Consider the following 18,743-nt stretch of genomic DNA (forward strand, 5'->3'; position numbering starts at 1 on the left):
GGTCAGGCCTTCGTCAGGGCAGAGACCACCAGGTCGCAACTGCGCTGGGCATAGGCCGTCAGCACAATGCGAATCTGCGGCAGATCACGGGCCAGCACGGCGACGAGCAGGCGCTGGAACAGGTCGAGGAATTCGCTCATCTCGGCCTTGCGCTGTTCCAGGGCGAGGAAATAGGCACGGCTCATGGCAGGTTGCAGGTTCTCGACGGTTTCCTGCAAGTACGGGTTGTTGGCGAACGGATACGCGGCGCGCATCACGCTGAAGCTTTCGTCGACGAACGTACGGATGTCCTGGCGTTCATAGGCGTCCTTGAGGCGCTGCTGGATTGCCATGAACGGCGCCATGTCGGCCTGCTCCTGCCAGCCATGGGCCACGGCGTTGCCCAACAGGATGTACAACTCGCTCATCAGCGTGCAGAGGCTGCGCACGTTATGTTCAGTGAGCTCGGTGACGTGCGCGCCACGACGCGGCAGGATCGCGATCAGGTGGCGCCGCTCCAGGATCAGCAAGGCCTCACGGACCGAGCCGCGGCTGACATTGAGCGCCAGCGTGACCTTCTGCTCCTGGATGCGCTCTCCCGGCTTCATTTCGCCACGAATGATGCGTTCAGCGAGGTGGTGGGCGATTTGCTCAGCGAGGCTGTCCGGGGCCTTGAACGTCATGGTTGTCCTTCAAACTCTTCGATCTGCATAAGCGGCGCAGTGTAGCGCACTCGATACGTCATGGCGCAGGGCCTGCACGGGGTTTTTGGCACGATATAAGCAATTTTTTCAGTGCTCCGCCCATGTGGGAGCGGGCTTGCTCGCGAAGAGGCCAGTTCGTCCGCAAGAAATCTTCCGACAGAAATGCCGCCTTCGCGGGCAAGCCCGCTCCCACAGGGATTTGCGCTTAACTGATGGATAGGACATCGCTAAAGAACCAATACCTTGAATCCGTTGTTCATCGACCAAACGAACTTTCCTGACCCTCAAGTCAGAAAATCATTGACCGAAAAGTCAGAACTGATAAATTCAGTCCACGTCGATAAAACAATAATGAGTCTGCGAGGCCTTCCGTGATCCAGTTTTTACTCAACCAGGAACTCCGTAGCGAGCATGCCCTGGACCCGAACCTGACCGTGCTCAACTATTTGCGCGAACACGTCGGTAAATCCGGTACCAAAGAAGGCTGCGCCAGCGGCGACTGTGGCGCGTGCACCGTGGTGGTGGGCGAACTGCATACGGACGAAGCCGGTGCAGAGCGTATGCGCTATCGCAGCCTCAATTCGTGCCTGACGTTTGTCTCGGCCTTGCACGGCAAGCAATTGATCAGCGTCGAAGACCTCAAGCACCAGGGCCAATTGCACAGCGTCCAGCAGGCGATGGTCGATTGTCATGGTTCGCAATGCGGCTTTTGCACGCCAGGTTTCGTCATGTCGCTGTTCGCCCTGCAAAAGAACAGCGAGCAACCCGACACTCACAAGGCCCACGAGGCCTTGGCCGGCAACCTCTGCCGCTGCACCGGCTACCGGCCGATCCTGGCCGCCGCCGACCAGGCCTGCTGCGGCAAGCAGCCGGACCAGTTCGACGCCCGGGAAGCCGAGACCATTGCCCGCCTCAAAGCCATCGCCCCGACCGAAACCGGCGAACTCAACAGCGGCGACAAACGCTGCCTGGTACCGCTGACCGTCGCCGACCTGGCCGACCTCTACGATGCTTACCCCCAGGCGCGCCTGTTGGCCGGTGGCACCGACCTGGCCCTGGAAGTCACTCAGTTCCACCGCACCCTGCCGGTGATGATCTACGTGGGCAACGTCGCCGAACTCAAGCGCATCGAGCGCTTCGACGACCGCCTGGAGATTGGCGCCGCCACCGCCCTTTCCGACTGCTACGAAGCCTTGAAGGCTGAATATCCGGACTTTGGCGAGCTGCTGCAGCGCTTCGCCTCGCTGCAGATTCGCAACCAGGGCACACTGGGCGGCAACATCGGCAATGCCTCGCCGATCGGCGACTCGCCGCCCCTGCTGATCGCCCTCGGCGCGCAGATCGTGCTGTGCAAGGGCCAGACCCGCCGCACCCTGGCGCTGGAAGACTATTTCATTGATTACCGGGTCACCGCCCGCCAGGAAAGCGAATTCATCGAAACGATCATCGTGCCCCGGGCCTGCGCCGAGCAATCGTTCCGCGCCTACAAGGTTTCCAAGCGCCTGGACGACGACATCTCTGCCGTGTGCGCGGCATTCAACCTACGGATCGACAACGGCATCGTCCATGACGCCCGCGTGGCCTTCGGCGGCATGGCGGCGACGCCCAAACGCGCCAAGCATTGCGAAGCCATCCTGATCGGTGCGCCGTGGAACGAGAGCACTGTCGAGCGCGCCTGCGCAGCCCTGGCCGAGGACTTCACGCCGCTCTCGGATTTCCGCGCCAGCAAGGAATACCGTCTGCTCAGCGCCCGCAACCTGTTGCGCAAATACTTCATCGAACTGCAAACACCGCACATCGAGACTCGGGTGACCGCTTATGTCTAACCATCACGCCGTAGAGAAGACTCAAGCCGAACTCGCCGAGCTGTTCGCCCGCGACCTGACCACTGGCGTAGGCCGCAGTGTCAAGCATGACAGCGCCGCCAAGCATGTGTCCGGCGAAGCCCAATACATCGACGACCGCCTCGAATTTCCCAACCAACTGCACGTTTACGCCCGGCTGTCGGACCGCGCCCATGCCCGCATCATCCGCATCGATACCGCGCCCTGCTATGCCTTCGAGGGCGTGCGCATCGCCATCACCCATGCAGACATCCCGGGGCTCAAGGACATAGGCCCACTGTTGCCCGGCGATCCGTTGCTGGCCATCGATGACGTGCAGTTCGTCGGCCAACCCGTGCTGGCCGTGGCCGCGAAAGACTTGGAAACCGCGCGCCAGGCCGCGATGGCGGCCATCGTCGAATACGAAGACCTGGAACCGGTGCTGGATGTAGTCGAAGCCCTGCGCAAGCGGCATTTCGTGCTCGACAGCCACACCCACCAGCGCGGTGATTCAGCCACGGCGCTGGCGAGCGCCGAGCATCGTATCCAGGGCTCACTGCACATCGGTGGCCAGGAACACTTTTATCTGGAAACCCAGATTTCCTCGGTGATGCCCACCGAGGACGGCGGCATGATCGTCTACTGCTCGACCCAGAACCCCACCGAAGTACAGAAATTGGTGGCCGAAGTGCTGGGCGTGTCGATGAACAAGGTCGTGGTAGACATGCGCCGCATGGGCGGCGGTTTTGGCGGCAAGGAAACCCAGGCCGCCAGCCCGGCGTGCCTGTGCGCAGTCATCGCCTACCTCACCGGCCAACCCACCAAGATGCGCCTGCCGCGAGTCGAAGACATGCTGATGACCGGCAAGCGCCACCCCTTCTACATCGAATACGACGTGGGCTTCGACGGCAGCGGACGCCTGCACGGCATCGCACTGGAACTGGCCGGCAACTGCGGCTGCTCGCCGGACCTGTCGGCGTCGATTGTCGACCGGGCGATGTTCCATGCCGATAACGCCTATTACCTGGGCGATGCGACCATCAACGGCCATCGCTGCAAGACCAACACCGCCTCGAACACTGCCTACCGGGGCTTCGGCGGGCCGCAAGGCATGGTCGCCATCGAAGAGGTGATGGATGCCATCGCCCGGCACCTGGGGCTCGATCCGCTGGCGGTGCGCAAGGCCAATTACTACGGCAAGACCGAGCGCAACGTCACCCACTACTATCAGACCGTCGAGCACAACATGCTCGAGGAAATGACCGCCGAGCTTGAGCACAGCAGCCAGTACGCCGAACGCCGCGAAGCGATCCGTCGCTACAACGCCAATAGCCCGATCCTGAAAAAAGGCCTGGCGCTGACCCCGGTGAAATTCGGTATTTCGTTCACGGCCAGTTTCCTCAACCAGGCCGGCGCGCTGATCCACGTCTACACCGACGGCAGCATCCACTTGAACCATGGCGGCACCGAAATGGGCCAGGGTTTGAATACCAAGGTTGCCCAAGTGGTGGCCGAGGTTTTCCAGGTAGAGATGGATCGCGTGCAGATCACTGCGACCAATACCGACAAGGTGCCGAACACCTCGCCCACCGCCGCCTCCAGCGGCGCCGACCTGAACGGCAAGGCGGCGCAGAACGCTGCCGAAATCATCAAGCAGCGCTTGGTGGAGTTCGCCGCGCGGCAATACAAGGTCAGCGAAGAAGACGTAGCTTTCCACAACGGTCACGTGCGAGTGCGCGACCACATCCTGACCTTCGAAGGGTTGATCCAGCAGGCGTACTTCGCCCAGGTCTCGCTGTCGAGCACCGGCTTCTACAAGACACCGAAAATCTACTACGACCGCAGCCAGGCCCGTGGCCGGCCGTTCTACTACTACGCCTATGGCGCGGCGTGCGCCGAGGTGATCGTCGACACCCTCACCGGCGAGTACAAGATGCTGCGCACCGATATCCTCCACGACGTCGGCGCGTCACTGAACCCGGCCATCGACATCGGCCAGGTGGAGGGCGGTTTCATCCAGGGCATGGGCTGGCTGACCATGGAAGAGCTGGTGTGGAACGACAAGGGCAAGCTGATGACCAACGGCCCGGCCAGCTACAAGATCCCGGCGGTGGCCGACATGCCGCTGGACCTGCGGGTCAAGCTGGTGGAAAACCGCAAGAACCCCGAAGACACGGTGTTCCATTCCAAAGCCGTGGGCGAACCGCCGTTCATGCTCGGCATCGCCGCGTGGTGCGCCATCAAGGACGCCGTGGCGAGCCTGGGGGATTACCGGCATCAACCGAACATCGATGCGCCGGCGACGCCGGAGCGGGTGCTGTGGGGGTGTGAGCAGATGCGGCAGTTGAAGGCCGCGAAGCCTGTGGAAGCCGAGGTCGAGTTGGCTCCGCTCTAAGACCGAGGCGTGGCCTTCGCGAGCAAGCCCGCTCCCACAGGAGACCGCGATCCACTGTGGGAGCGAGCCTGCTCGCGAAAGCGGCCGAACAGAAAAAGAGAGGTCGAGGTAATTATGTACAACTGGATCAGCGCCCTCGCCGACCTGCAAGACCGCGGCGAACCCTGCGTGCTGGTGACGATCATCGAAGAACTCGGCTCAACACCGCGCAACGCCGGCTCGAAAATGGTCATCAGTACCCGCCAGATCTTCGACACCATCGGTGGCGGGCACCTGGAATACAAGGCCATGGAGATCGCCCGGCAGATGCTCGCCAGCGGCCAGCAAACCACCCATCTGGAACGCTTCAGCCTGGGCGCCAGCCTTGGCCAGTGTTGCGGCGGCGTCACCGTATTGCTGTTCGAGCCCATGGGCCAGGTGCAGGCGCAGATCGCTGTGTTCGGCGCCGGCCATGTTGGTCGCGCCCTGGTGCCGTTGCTGGCGAGCCTGCCCTGCAAGGTGCGCTGGATCGACTCGCGGGAAGCTGAGTTTCCCGAGCACCTGCCCCACGGCGTGCGCAAAATCGTCAGCGAGGAGCCGCTGGATGAGGTCGACGAACTGCCCGCCGGCAGCTACTGCATCGTCATGACCCACAACCATCAGCTCGACCTGGAATTGAGCGCCGCGATTCTCAAGCGCAACGACTTCGCCTACTTCGGCCTGATCGGCTCGAAGACCAAACGGGTGAAGTTCGAGCATCGCCTGCGCGACCGCGGTTTCAACAGCAGCACTCTGCAGCGCATGCGTTGCCCGATGGGCATCGGCGAAGTCAAAGGCAAGTTGCCTGTGGAAATCGCCATCTCCATCGCCGGCGAAATCATCGCCACCTATAACGCCGATTTTGGCCAGCACACCACGCGCGCCGAACCGATTGCCAAGCTGCTGCCGGCCTCGCGTCGCAGCCAGGCGAACCGTTGAACAATCGTTGAGAATCCCCATGCCCCTGACACGCAAAGCCTACCGCGCCGCCCTGCTCCACAGCCTCGCCGACCCTGCCGAAGTCGGCATCGAGGCGTCCTACGAATATTTCGAAGACGGCTTGCTGGTGGTGGAAAACGGCCAGATCAGCGCCATCGGCCACGCCCGCGATTTGCTGCCGACCCTGCCAGCGGAGATCGAAATCAGCCACTACCCGGACGCGCTGATCACCCCCGGCTTCATCGACACGCACATTCATCTGCCACAGACTGGCATGGTCGGTGCGTATGGCGAGCAACTGCTCGACTGGCTCAACACTTACACCTTTCCTTGCGAAAGCCAGTTCGCCGACAAGGCCCATGCCGATGCCGTGGCCGATATTTTCGTCAAGGAACTGCTGCGCAATGGCACCACCACCGCGCTGGTTTTCGGCAGTGTGCACCCGCAGTCGGTGAACTCGTTTTTCGAAGTGGCCCAGCAATTGGATCTGCGGATGATCGCCGGCAAGGTGATGATGGACCGCAACGCCCCGGACTATCTGGTGGACACCGCCGAGTCGAGCTACACCGAAAGCAAGGCGCTGATCGAACGCTGGCACGGCAAGGGTCGTCTGCATTACGCCGTCACCCCGCGCTTCGCCCCCACCAGCACGCCGGAACAACTGGCCCTGGCCGGTCAGTTGCTGAGGGAATATCCCGACCTGTATATGCAAACCCACATCAGTGAAAACCTGCAGGAAGTGCAGTGGGTCAAGGAATTGTTCCCTGAGCGCAAAGGCTATCTGGACGTCTACGACCACTATCAGCTGCTCGGCGAGCGCTCAGTCTTCGCCCACGGTGTGCATTTGTGCGACGACGAATGCGCACGCCTGGCCGAGACCGGTTCGGCCATCGCGTTTTGCCCGACCTCGAACTTCTTCCTCGGCAGCGGCCTGTTCAATTTGCCGATGGCCGAAAAGCACAAAGTCAACGTTGGGCTGGGTACGGACGTGGGGGGCGGCACCAGTTTTTCGCTGCTGCAAACCCTGAACGAAGCCTACAAGGTCATGCAGCTACAGGGCGCACGGCTGAGCCCGTTCAAGTCGCTGTACCTGGCCACCCTTGGCGGTGCCCGGGCATTGCGCCTGGAAGACAGGATCGGGACTCTGCAAGCGGGCACCGATGCGGACTTCCTGGTGCTGGACTACAACGCCACACCGCTCTTGAGCTATCGCCTGAAGCAGGCACGGGACATTGCCGAGCGGCTGTTTGTGTTGATGACGCTGGGGGATGACCGGACGGTGGCGCAGACTTATGCGGCGGGTCGGCTGGTGCATCAGCGATAGAGTTTTTTCGCCTATCAGACCGCTTTCGCGAGCAAGCCCGCTCCCACATTTGATCGGCATATGTCATGACAACACGGTCGAATGTGGGAGCGGGCTTGCTCGCGAAGGGCGCGACTCGGTGCCGCTGACTTCACTCAATCAGAGCTTGGCCGTCGAACGCCCTGGCTTCTTGCTCTGCAGCAGGTGCGAGAACACCGCATGCAAATCGTCCGACGCGCTTTCTTCGTCGAGGTTGAGCTTGCTGTCGATGTGGTCCATGTGATGCATCATCAGGTCCACCGCCAGCGTGGCGTCGCGGGCTTCGATGGCATCGATCAGTTGGGTGTGTTCGTCGTAGGAACAGTGGGAACGATTGCCGCTTTCGTACTGGGCGATGATCAGCGACGTCTGGGACACGAGGCTGCGCTGGAAGCTGATCAGTGGCGCGTTCTTCGCCGCTTCGGCCAGCTTGAGGTGGAACTCGCCCGACAGGCGGATGCCGGCGCCGCGGTCACCGCGGGAGAAACTGTCGCGCTCGTCGCTGACCATCTGCCGCAGTTCGGCCAACTGCTCGGCGGTGGCGTGCTGTACCGCAAGCTCGGTAATCGCACGTTCTACCAGGCGCCGGGCCATGAACACCTGGCGCGCCTCTTCGACGCTCGGGCTGGCCACCACGGCGCCGCGATTGGGTCGTAGCAACACCACCCCTTCATGGGCCAGGCGTGACAGCGCCCGACGAATGATCGTGCGGCTGACTCCGAAAATCTCCCCCAGTGCCTCTTCGCTCAACTTTGTACCGGGCGCCAGGCGTTGTTCGAGGATGGCCTCGAAGATATGCGCGTAGACAATATCGTCCTGGGTTCCGCTGCGGCCGGCTTTACCAGCACGCGGTTGTTTCTTGAGGGGCTGCAACTGTTCGTTCATGGGCACTCGAGTCGGAAAAACTGCGGCGAATTGACCGTGACTGTAATACGGCACAGCGGGTCGCTGGCAAGTATCGCGTAAAAAACACGGCGATTGTACACAACCTCTGATGGCAACACGACTGTACGGCTGTTTGCGGGCATGGCTGTATTGCAATTGGCTACTGGGTTGAGTTTAGGCTTAAACCCAAATCCGTGGCTCCCGGAGCCCGGCTAATTTACAACAAGGACCACCGCCCACCATGACCGACGTCACGACCGCGCCACTTCGTCCTCTGGCCGACACATCGCCCTCAGCTATCGTGGCCGGATTCATCGCGATGATGACCGGCTACACCAGCTCCCTGGTGCTGATGTTCCAGGCCGGGCAGGCAGCGGGGCTGACCAGTGGGCAGATCTCTTCATGGATCTGGGCGATTTCCATTGGCATGGCGATCTGCTCCATCGGCCTGTCGCTGCGCTACCGCACCCCGATTACCATCGCTTGGTCCACCCCCGGCGCGGCACTGCTGATCACCAGCCTGGGCGGCGTGAGCTATGGCGAGGCCATCGGTGCCTATATCACCTGCGCGATACTGGTGACCATCTGCGGCCTCACCGGCAGCTTCGAACGGTTGGTCAAGCGCATCCCCGCGTCGCTGGCGGCAGCCTTGCTGGCGGGCATCCTGTTCAAGATCGGCAGCGAGATTTTCGTCGCCACCCAACACCGCACCGGCCTGGTGCTGGGGATGTTCTTTACCTATTTGATCGTCAAGCGCCTGTCGCCACGCTATGCCGTGCTGGCGGCGCTGTTGATCGGCACGGGGCTGTCCGGCCTGTTGGGGCTGCTGGATTTCAGTAGCTTTGCCCTGGAAGTGGCGACGCCGGTGTGGACCACACCGCACTTTTCCCTGGCGGCCACCATCAGCATCGGCATTCCGCTGTTCGTGGTGGCAATGACGTCGCAGAACATGCCCGGCATCGCCGTGCTGCGGGCCGACGGCTATACCGTGCCGGCCTCGCCATTGATCACCACCACCGGCATCGCCTCGCTGCTGCTGGCACCGTTCGGTTCCCACGGCATCAACCTGGCGGCCATCAGCGCGGCCATCTGCACCGGGCCGCACGCCCACGAGGACCGCAACAAGCGCTACACGGCAGCGGTCTGGTGCGGGATTTTCTATGGCATTGCCGGGGTGTTCGGCGCAACGCTGGCGGCACTGTTCGCGGCCTTGCCCAAGGAACTGGTGTTATCAATCGCCGCGCTGGCGCTGTTCGGGTCGATCATCAATGGCTTGACCATCGCCATGAGCCAGGCCAAGGAGCGGGAGGCGGCACTGATCACCTTCATGGTCACGGCATCGGGAATGACGCTGTTTTCCATCGGTTCGGCGTTCTGGGGGATTGTCGCGGGGGTGTTGACGTTGCTCATCCTGAACTGGCGCAACGCCTGATAGCTTAAAAGCTTCGCGAGCAAGCCCGCTCCCACAGAAGTGATGTGAACGACACATATCCACTGTGGGAGCGGGCTTGCTCGCGAAGGCGGCCTGGCAAGCAACGCATAAATGGCAGGCACAAAAAAACCGGCGCCCGGAAGGGCTGCCGGTTTCGGAACATCAGGCGACCGGATTGATCGGCTTCTCCGGGTACCAGACGTCCATCAGCGGGCTGACTTCAGCGCTGGTCAGCTCAGGACGCGCCTTGAGCCAGGCTTCAACGGCAGCACGCTGCTCTTCGGTCACACAGCCACGCTTCTGCAGGCAAACCAGACCGTAGTCGTCGCCGCCGACGTAGCCCAGGCCATTGGCTTCCATGGCTTCTTTGAGAAAAGCGTCGAGGAAAGCGTCAATAGCCTCATCGGCCAGATCTTCTTTGAAATCCAGGTTGAGTTCGAAACCCAGCTCTTGAAATTCATCCACGCACAATTTTTTGCGCAGACGCTGGGAACGGTTAGTCGCCATTGGAACAATCCTCATAAGTAATAACGGCCGGCACTTTACCAGTTTGGTGCACCGATTGCCCGACTGATCGGGCATCTTGGCCTACCGTCGGTAAAAAATAGCGCCTGGAAGGCTCAGGCGCGGCACAAGCCGTTGCAGCTTGGGGCATAATGCCGACACTTTCATGACCACTGAGGGCGTTCATTTCCATGCCCTCGTCTTTTTCCCCCTCGCCCGTAGGGTTTTATTTCAAATGATCAAATCTTTGCGTCCACTGCTTCTGGCCAGCTTTCTTCTTCCCCTGGCCCTTCCCGTTTCTACCAGCGCCGCCACTCTCAACACCGCCCTCTCGCCCAACGTGCAAAAGGCCCTCAAGGCCAGCAAGCTGCAAGACGATGCCCTGTCCCTGGTGATGGTGCCCCTCACCGGCCCCGGCACACCGACAGTGTTCAACGCCGACGTCTCGGTAAACCCGGCGTCTACCATGAAACTGGTCACCACCTATGCGGCCCTGGAAATGCTCGGCCCCAACCACCAGTGGAAAACCGAGTTCTACACCGACGGCACCCTCAGCGGCGGCATTCTCAACGGCAACCTGTACCTCAAGGGCGGCGGCGATCCCAAGCTGAACATGGAAAAGCTCTGGCTATTGATGCGTGACCTGCGCGCCAACGGTGTGCAGCAGATCACCGGCGACCTGGTGCTGGACCGAGGGTTCTTCATCCAACCGCAACTGCCCGAATTCAACGATGACGGCAACGACGAAAACAAGCCGTTTCTGGTCAAGCCCGATTCGCTGCTGGTCAACCTCAAGGCCCTGCGCTTCGTCGCCCGCAATGACGGCGGTCGAGTACTGGTGTCGGTGGAGCCGCCCATTGCCAGCATTCGCATCGAGAACCAGGTCAAGGCTGTCAACTCCAAGCAATGCACCGGCGGCGTGCGCTACAACCCGGTGCCCCAGGCTGACGGCAGCGTGACCGTGACGGTGGGCGGGCAGTTGGGTGACGGTTGCAGTTCCCAGACCTACCTGTCGCTGCTGGACCATCCCACCTACACCGCCGGTGCCGTGCGGGCGATCTGGAAGGAATTGGGCGGCAGCATCCAGGGCAAGGACCGCCTGGCCTCGACGCCGAGCAGCGCCAAGGTGCTGGCCCGGGCGTTCTCGCCGGATTTGGCGGAGATCATCCGCGACATCAACAAATACAGTAACAACACCATGGCCCAGCAATTATTCCTGAGCCTCGGCGCGCAGTTCCGCAACGAAGCCGACGGTGACGACGCCAAGGCCGCACAGCGGGTGGTGCGCCAGTGGCTGGCCAAGAAAGGCATCACCGCGCCGCACCTGGTGATGGAGAACGGTTCCGGCCTGTCCCGCGCCGAACGAGTCAGCGCCCGGGAAATGGCAGCGATGCTGCAAGCCGCCTGGCACAGCCCGTATTCGGCGGAGTTCATCAGTTCGATGCCGATCGCCGGCACCGACGGCACCATGCGCAAACGCCTCAAGACCACCGCCATGGCCGGCGAAGCCCACATCAAGACCGGTACCCTGAACACCGTCCGGGCCATCGCCGGCTTCAGCCGTGACGTCAACGGCAACACTTGGGTAGTGGTGGCGATCCTCAACGATCCGAAGCCATGGGGCGCGTCGTCGGTGCTGGACCAGGTGCTGCTGGACCTGTACCGCCAGCCGAAACTGCCGCAAACGGCTTCGGTGCTCTAAGCCCGCCAGGAACCGATGTGGGAGCGGGCTTGCCCCCGAAAGCGGATTGTCAGGTTAATCAATGCCCCTGACACACCGCCTTCGCGAACAAGCCCGCTCCCACAATTGACCGCGCGCATCCAGCAAAACAACTAGCTCAACTGCGCCTCAACCCGATCCCGCCCGGACTGCTTGGCCGCATACACCCCCGAGTCAGCCCTCAGCAGCAGCGCATCGGCGCCTTCTCCGAGGCGCCAAGTGGCGATACCGAAGCTGGCGGTGACGACGCCCACGTCATCAATGGGCGCAGCTCGCAAGCTTTCCCAAAGCTCCAGCGCCAGGGAATAGGCACTGTCACTGTCCGTGTCCGGGCATAGCACCACGAACTCTTCCCCCCCCAGCCGGCAGAACACGTCGGTGCGTCGCAACCGTTGCGATACACGCTGGCAGACGGCTTGCAGCACCCGGTCGCCCACCGCATGGCCGTGCCGGTCATTGATGCGCTTGAAGTTGTCGATGTCGAGCATGATGACCGCCAGGCCACCGGAGCCGCGTTCGACCCGGGCCATTTCCGACGTCAGGCGATCCTGGAAATATCGCCGGTTGCGAATGCCGGTCAGGGCGTCGGTGACCGACAAGGCCCGCAGCTCTTCTTCCACGCGCTTGAGGTCGGAGATATCCGAGACGTAGCCATGCCACAGCACTCCGCCTCCGGGCAGTTCCTCGGGCGTGGCCTCGCCGCGCACCCATCGCAAGCCGCGCGAGGGAAGCTGTACCCGATACTCTTCACGCCACGGACTTAAAGTCGCGGCCGATGCCCGAATCGAGGCGCGGACCCGCGTGCTGTCCAGCGGATGAATCCGGGAAAAGATCGCCTCGGCGTTCTGCACCAGCACATTGGGTTCCAGCTCGTAGATATCGCGAATGCCGTCGCTGGCGTAGATCACACTGAAACGGCCATTGAAATCCATCTTGAACTGATAGATCCCGCCAGGAACATGAGCGCTGAGCTTTTTCAACAACAGGTCGCGGGCCGCCAGTGCTTCGTGGACACGCTTGCGTTCGGTGATGTCGATGCAGATCGCCAGGTGCCCGACCCACAGGCCCTGATCGTCGAGCATCGGCGTCGCCAGCATGTTGACCGTGAGGTGACTGCCATCGCGGCGCACCAGGGTCCACTCTCGCGCCTGTTGCCCGCCTTGTTCGCCGCCCTCGAGCAGCATCGCGTGGCAGGTGGGAATCGGTTTGCCGAAACGAGCGCCGAGTTGCGCGGCGCGGGCCTGGAGCTCACGGGGAAGGTGGAGGCTTTCGAGGGTCATGCTCTGCAACACTTCACAGCTCTGATAGCCAAGCATTTGCTCGGCACCGGCGTTGAAGGTGGTGATGACGCCACGCAGGTCCGTGGCGATGATCGCCACCTGGGTCGCCGCATCCAGCACACCGCGCAGTTGGCCGTGAGTACCCCGCAGTTCCTGCTCTCGGGCACGCAGTTCATGGGTGCGTTGTTCTACCAGCTTCAAGGCCCGCTGCCGCTGGCTGACCAACACGTAGAGCAAGGCGCTGAGCAGCAGGCTGAGCAGACTCCCCAGCACCATCAGGCTCGTCACTGAAGAGTGATTGGTCGACAGGAACGCGCGACTGGGTCGCAAATCTACCCGGTAGTCGCGATCGGCCAGGCGCAACAGGCGGCTCGCCGAAAGATCGCTGTGGTCCGGTGGGTTGTTAGACTCGTATAGCGCTTCTTGCCGGTCGTCTGTCGACAGGTCCAGGATACGCATCGAGAGGTTGTCATGCCCCGCAGTCGGCAGGCCATCACCCGCCAACTGGTGCATGCTGATGGCTGCCACGACGTACCCGAACGGTTCGCTCGCCGCTTCCCGGGTGACCGGCGCCACCAGCAGAACCCCGCGGGCCAGCACCGGGTCGGCGCCCAGCAGGTCCAGGGGTTGGGACACGACCAGTCCGCCACGCTGATGAGCCCGTTCAAGGGTTGCGCGGCGCACGGGATCGCTAAGCAGATCCAGGCCCTGTGGCCCCCCGTAGGAAGCCTGGCTCTGGACATAGAGCACCGGCACGTATTCGTCCCGTTCGGCGACTTGGCGCAAACCGCCCTTGCCGTCCGCCTCGAGGATGGTAAAGCGGGGGGCGCCTTCGGCCCGCGCCTGCTGCTCGAACGACTGCCGTTCGTTTCCAGGCACTCGGGGCGCCCAGGCAAGTGCCCGGGTGCGCCTCAACAGAGCGTCGGCGTAACCACGGAACTCGCTGCTGGATACCCCTTCCGAATTGGCAAAGAAACGCCTCAGGCCATCGAGGCGCTGTTCCTGCTCCTGGAAACGCTCCTCAATGCGACTGAAACGCTCCTCGGCTTGTAGCTCGAAGCGCTGGCGCAATTGCTGATTGAACAGATTCATCGTCGCCCACGACAACAGACCGGTCAGGAACAGGCCGGCGAGCAAGACCAGCGAAGCCACCAGCCAGGCCGATACATCTTCGCTGATAAAGCCCAGGATCCTGGGACGCACCTGATGCAATGCCATAAACGCAACTCAGAAAGGGGCCAGGCATAGGATCAGCCCCGGCCGCTGGCTAAGTTATAGCTATTAGCCATCAGTTTGACCAGCCCTAAAATGAGCTGGAAGCCTTGAATTACAAGGCCTGCATGGATCCAATCAGAAAATTCATCAGCGCGCCATGATCTTCCATGCGCGATGGATTTTACCGTTGCGGGCGAAATCCGGATCAATGGTCTTGGCGGTGATCTCTTCCACCGCGTAGCGCTCGCCCAGGTTGTCCTCGAGCTGGAACTTGCGGAAGTTGTTCGAGAAGTACAACACACCGCCGGGCGCCAGGCGCGCCATGGCCAGGTCCAGCAACTGGACGTGGTCACGCTGCACATCGAACACCCCTTCCATGCGCTTGGAGTTGGAGAAGGTCGGCGGGTCGATGAAGATCAGGTCGTACTCGTCACGACTGGCTTCGAGCCAAGCCATCACATCGCCCTGCTCCAGGCGGTTCTTGTCCGAAAAACCATTGAGCGACAGGTTGCGCCGTGCCCAGTCCAGGTAGGTCTTCGACAAGTCGACGCTGGTGGTATTGCGCGCGCCCCCCTTGGCGGCGTGGACGCTGGCAGTCGCGGTGTAGCAGAACAGGTTGAGGAAGCGCCTGCCGGCCGCCTCTTTCTGGATCCGCAGGCGCATCGGCCGATGGTCGAGAAACAGTCCGGTGTCCAGGTAGTCGGTGAGGTTGACCAACAGCTTCACGCCGCCTTCGTTGACCTCGGTGAACTTGCCCTGGGCGCTCTGGCGCTCGTACTGCTTGGTGCCGCTCTGACGCTCGCGGCGCTTGATGACCACGCGGCTCTTGTCGACGTTAAGCGCCTGGGGAATCGCCGCCAGGGCATCGAACAGGCGGGCCGAGGCCTTTTCCGGGTCGATGGACTTGGGTGCGACATATTCCTGGACGTGTACCCAGTCGTGGTAAAGGTCGATGGCCATGGAGTATTCCGGCATGTCGGCATCGTAGACCCGGTAGCAGTCCACACCTTCGCGCTTGGCCCACTTGCTCAATAACTTGAGGTTTTTTTGCAGGCGATTGGCGAACATCTGCCCGCCTTCGCTCAACCGCGCCTGCTCCACGACAGGGGCCGGCGCCGGGGCCGGTTTGATCGGGTTGCCATTCTTGTTGTACTGGCGCTCTTGCGGGACCTCAGGTGCCTGGTCATAGGCAGCTTGCTCGCGCTCGGCCTGACGTTGTTCCGGGGTGCGACGCTCGCCAGTCACGAACTGATCCGGCAGCACCTTGATCAGCAACAGCTTGCACGGCAACGCACCGTTCCAAAATGAGTATTGCTTGTGGCTGCGAATGCCCATGCGCTTGCCCAGGTCCGGCGCGCCGGTGAACACCGCCGCTTCCCAGTTCAGGCACGCCTGGCGCAGACGCTCGCCGAGGTTCTGGTAGAGGTAAAGCAGGCTCGCTTCGTCGCCCAGGCGCTCGCCGTATGGTGGGTTGCAGATCACCAGGCCCTTCTGGTTCTGGTCCGGACGCGGCTCGAACGTGGCGACTTCGCCTTGATAGATCTTGATCCACTCGCTCAGGCCTGCACGTTCGACGTTGTTGCGGCCCGGCTGGATCAGCCGTGGGTCGGCCTCGTAGCCGCGAATCCACAGCGGTGGCTTGGCCAGCCCGGCGTCAGCGCGGGCGGTGGCCTCTTCATGGAGCTTCTTCCACAACGCCGGCACGTGGCCGAGCCAAGCGGTAAAGCCCCATTGCTGGCGACGCAGGTTCGGCGCCATGTCGGCGGCGATCATCCCGGCTTCCACCAGGAACGTGCCCACGCCGCACATCGGGTCAGCCAGTGCCCCGCCTTCGGCGGCAATACGCGGCCAACCGGCGCGGATCAGGATCGCGGCGGCAAGGTTTTCCTTCAGCGGCGCAGCACCTTGCTGCAAGCGGTAGCCGCGCTGGTGCAGGCTGTGGCCGGAAAGATCCAGGGAGAGGATCGCCTCACCACGGTCCAGGCGCAGGTGGATGCGCAGGTCCGGGTTGAGCTTGTCGATGGATGGCCGCTCGCCCGATGGGGTGCGCAACTTGTCGACGATGGCGTCCTTGACCTTCAAGGCGCCGAAATGAGTGTTGTCGATGCCCGAACCGTGTCCGCTGAACTCCACCGCCAAGGTGCCATCGGCCAGCATGTGGTCTTGCCAGTCGACGTCCAGTACGCCGTGGTACAGGTCTTCGGCGTCCTTCATCGGGAAGCGCTTGAGCACCAGCAATACGCGGTTGGCCAGGCGCGACCACAGGCACAGGCGATAAGCCGTTTCCATATCGGCCATGCCGCGTACCGCCGAGGTGTGCTCGCGCGCCTCTTCAAGGCCAAGCCCGACGGCTTCCTCGATGAGCAGGCCTTCGAGGCCCTTGGGGCAAGTGAGGAAGAGTTCGAAACGATCGGACATTGGGGTTCCAGAGCCTTTGGCTAAGTGGACCGGGCAACGCATTGCCGGGCCGGGTTCAATCAGGTGCTTTTCTCAAGAGCACCCGTATGGCACGAGGATGTGCCGCTTCCGCCCTCGCTGCTCAGGTTAAAAGAGCTTAGATGCGAGGGCAGATAAAAAATTCTGTGCAACAAATTATGAAAACTCGTCCCTTTCGTCGAATAGTACCCGAGTGCAACGGGGGGACATTCTCATCCGGGCACGGACGGCGCCCTTCAGCGCAGGGCCGATCATACAGGGGTCTGGCTCATTAGCGGGCATCGAACATCATGTTACTTATGGCGCTAACATCTTTATTGTTACGTGCTTATGACAAAACGATCATTCCATCCCTGTGACGCTTTGGTTAGAACTCAACACAGGTTGACGTCGCAACGGCGTCAACACCTCGGCTCGTCACGCCGGCAACGAGCCACCAACGGCAGAATGATTCTGCCCCGGCCTCGATAGAGGTCGACGCTAAGCAACAGTCAACAAGTGAGGGCAACACCCTATGAGAAGACTTAAGCGTGATCCGTTGGAAAGAGCTTTTTTACGCGGTTACCAATATGGCGTTGGTGGTAAATCCCGTGAGCTTTGCCCCTTTACTCTACCGTCGGTACGTCAAGCCTGGATCAATGGCTGGCGAGAAGGACGCGGCGACAACTGGGACGGTATGACCGGCACTGCGGGTATCCACAGACTCAACGAACTTCACGCCGTCGGCTGACACAGGGCTTAACACTCAAGAACTCGACAATTTGATATCCACATCGATTTAACCACGCGCGTCCCACCCGGACGGCGGGCTACGGCCCAGGGGGCTCCTTCGAGGAGCCCTTTTTAATGCCTGGGCTTTATATCATTGCCTGAGCTGCGAACACCTTTGTGGCGAGGGAGCTTGCTCCCGCTGGGCTGCGCAGCAGACCCAAAAAGCCATTGCACGGTGAGCCAGGCAAATGGCATCAGCCGGTTTCAGGACTGCTGCGCAGTCCAGCGGGAGCAAGCTCCCTCGCCACACAAGAGTTCCACCCAGCCTTAAGTCAACGCAACGCCGCGATAGCATCCACCGACTCACGGATCAGCGCCGGCCCTTTATAGATAAAGCCCGAATAGATCTGCACCAGACTCGCCCCGGCGGTGATTTTCTCGGCGGCATGCCGGCCTTCAGTAATCCCGCCCGCCGCGATGATCGGCAAGCGTCCCGCCAGTTCGGCTGCCAGCACCTTCACGGTGTGGGTGCTCTTGTCCCGCACCGGCGCGCCAGACAACCCACCCGCCTCGTCACCGTGCTCCAGCCCTTCGACCCCTTCGCGACCCAGGGTGGTGTTGGTGGCGATCACCGCGTCCATGCCCGTCTCGATCAGGGCCTGGGCGACCTGGGTGGTTTCTTCGTCGGTCATGTCCGGGGCGATCTTGATCGCCAGCGGCACGTGCCGGCCATGAATCAACGCCAGCTCGGCACGACGCCGGGCCAGGTCGGCCAGCAATTGCTTGAGGGAGTCGCCGAATTGCAGGCTGCGCAGCCCCGGGGTGTTCGGCGAGCTGACGTTCACGGTCACATAGCTGGCGTGGGCGTAGACCTTGTCCAGGCAGATCAGGTAATCGTCGACGGCGCGCTCCACCGGCGTGTCGAAGTTCTTGCCGATGTTGATGCCCAATATGCCCCGGTACTTCGCCGCTGCCACACGGGTCAGCAAGTGGTCGACGCCCAGGTTATTGAAGCCCATGCGGTTGATGATCGCCTCGGCTTGCGGCAGGCGGAAAAGCCGTGGCTTGGGATTGCCTGGCTGTGGGCGCGGCGTGACGGTGCCGATTTCCACGAACCCGAAACCCAGCTGGGCGAACCCGTCGATGGCTGCGCCATTTTTGTCCAGGCCTGCCGCCAGCCCCACCGGGTTAGGAAACTCCAGCCCCATGACCGTCACCGGCAATTTCGCCGGGGCCTTGCACAACAAGCCGTTAAGCCCCAGACGCCCACCCGCGCCGATCAGGTCCAGGGACAGATCGTGGGAGGTTTCCGGGGAAAGTTTGAACAACAGCTCACGGGCCAGGGTGTACATGGGTGGGT

The 18,743-nt window shown here is 61.9% G+C and carries 13 protein-coding genes; 7 read left to right on the forward strand and 6 right to left on the reverse strand.

All coding sequences use genetic code 11. The features are described from left to right. Positions 1-2 precede the first annotated feature (2 nt). Positions 3-662, reverse strand: coding sequence for a GntR family transcriptional regulator (locus AD663_RS18005; protein WP_003183524.1), 660 nt, complete (start codon positions 660-662; stop codon positions 3-5). A gap of 392 nt (positions 663-1,054) precedes the next feature. Here AD663_RS18005 and xdhA point away from each other — a divergent pair, with 392 nt between their 5' ends. The 4 genes from xdhA to guaD all read left to right on the forward strand — a co-directional run bounded on the left by xdhA (position 1,055) and on the right by guaD (position 7,182). Beyond that, positions 1,055-2,509, forward strand: coding sequence for a xanthine dehydrogenase small subunit (xdhA, locus tag AD663_RS18010; protein ID WP_003183525.1), 1,455 nt, complete (start codon positions 1,055-1,057; stop codon positions 2,507-2,509). Continuing rightward, complete coding sequence (gene xdhB / locus AD663_RS18015) at positions 2,502-4,901, forward strand: xanthine dehydrogenase molybdopterin binding subunit (RefSeq protein ID WP_003183526.1); 2,400 nt, start codon at positions 2,502-2,504, stop codon at positions 4,899-4,901. Before xdhA ends, xdhB begins: the two co-directional genes overlap by 8 nt. Positions 4,902-5,015: 114 nt before the next feature. Then, entirely contained in the window at positions 5,016-5,858 is an 843-nt protein-coding gene (xdhC, locus tag AD663_RS18020) for a xanthine dehydrogenase accessory protein XdhC (protein WP_003183528.1), read from the forward strand. A gap of 19 nt (positions 5,859-5,877) precedes the next feature. Continuing rightward, a complete protein-coding gene (gene guaD / locus AD663_RS18025) occupies positions 5,878-7,182 on the forward strand; it encodes a guanine deaminase (protein WP_003183529.1) in 1,305 nt (434 codons plus the stop codon). Positions 7,183-7,320: 138 nt separating this feature from the next. Here guaD and AD663_RS18030 read toward each other — a convergent pair whose 3' ends face one another. Then, positions 7,321-8,085, reverse strand: coding sequence for a GntR family transcriptional regulator (locus AD663_RS18030; protein WP_003183531.1), 765 nt, complete (start codon positions 8,083-8,085; stop codon positions 7,321-7,323). 241 nt (positions 8,086-8,326) lie between these two features. Here AD663_RS18030 and AD663_RS18035 point away from each other — a divergent pair, with 241 nt between their 5' ends. Then, entirely contained in the window at positions 8,327-9,517 is a 1,191-nt protein-coding gene (locus AD663_RS18035; protein WP_003183533.1) for a benzoate/H(+) symporter BenE family transporter, read from the forward strand. 162 nt (positions 9,518-9,679) lie between these two features. Here the strand turns inward: AD663_RS18035 and AD663_RS18040 are convergent, their stop codons facing one another. Beyond that, positions 9,680-10,024, reverse strand: a complete 345-nt coding sequence (locus AD663_RS18040) for a YggL family protein (protein ID WP_003183535.1) — start codon at positions 10,022-10,024, stop codon at positions 9,680-9,682. 232 nt (positions 10,025-10,256) lie between these two features. On the opposite strand from AD663_RS18040, the gene dacB reads away from it, so the two are divergent. After that, the gene (gene dacB / locus AD663_RS18045; RefSeq protein WP_003183536.1) at positions 10,257-11,723 is read left to right on the forward strand and encodes a D-alanyl-D-alanine carboxypeptidase/D-alanyl-D-alanine-endopeptidase; all 1,467 of its coding nucleotides are present in this window, start codon (positions 10,257-10,259) and stop codon (positions 11,721-11,723) included. Positions 11,724-11,854: 131 nt separating this feature from the next. On the opposite strand, the gene AD663_RS18050 is transcribed toward dacB, so the two are convergent. Beyond that, positions 11,855-14,239 (reverse strand): GGDEF domain-containing protein, encoded by a 2,385-nt coding sequence (locus tag AD663_RS18050; RefSeq protein WP_003183538.1) that lies wholly within the window; start codon positions 14,237-14,239, stop codon positions 11,855-11,857. Positions 14,240-14,383: 144 nt separating this feature from the next. Beyond that, positions 14,384-16,654, reverse strand: a complete 2,271-nt coding sequence (rlmKL, locus tag AD663_RS18055; RefSeq protein ID WP_053214276.1) for a bifunctional 23S rRNA (guanine(2069)-N(7))-methyltransferase RlmK/23S rRNA (guanine(2445)-N(2))-methyltransferase RlmL — start codon at positions 16,652-16,654, stop codon at positions 14,384-14,386. A gap of 532 nt (positions 16,655-17,186) precedes the next feature. Between rlmKL and rmf the strand changes: the two genes are divergently transcribed. Then, positions 17,187-17,402 carry a ribosome modulation factor gene (rmf, locus tag AD663_RS28515; protein WP_003223300.1) on the forward strand — a complete coding sequence of 72 codons (216 nt, stop codon included), beginning with the start codon at positions 17,187-17,189 and terminating at the stop codon, positions 17,400-17,402. A 313-nt stretch (positions 17,403-17,715) separates the two neighbouring features. On the opposite strand, the gene AD663_RS18060 is transcribed toward rmf, so the two are convergent. Further along, entirely contained in the window at positions 17,716-18,735 is a 1,020-nt protein-coding gene (locus AD663_RS18060) for a quinone-dependent dihydroorotate dehydrogenase (protein WP_053214277.1), read from the reverse strand. Between the last annotated feature and the right edge of the window lie 8 nt (positions 18,736-18,743).

The organism is Pseudomonas sp. Q12-87, assembly GCF_001269755.1.
In the GTDB taxonomy this organism is placed as follows: Bacteria; Pseudomonadota; Gammaproteobacteria; order Pseudomonadales; family Pseudomonadaceae; genus Aquipseudomonas; species Aquipseudomonas fluorescens_S.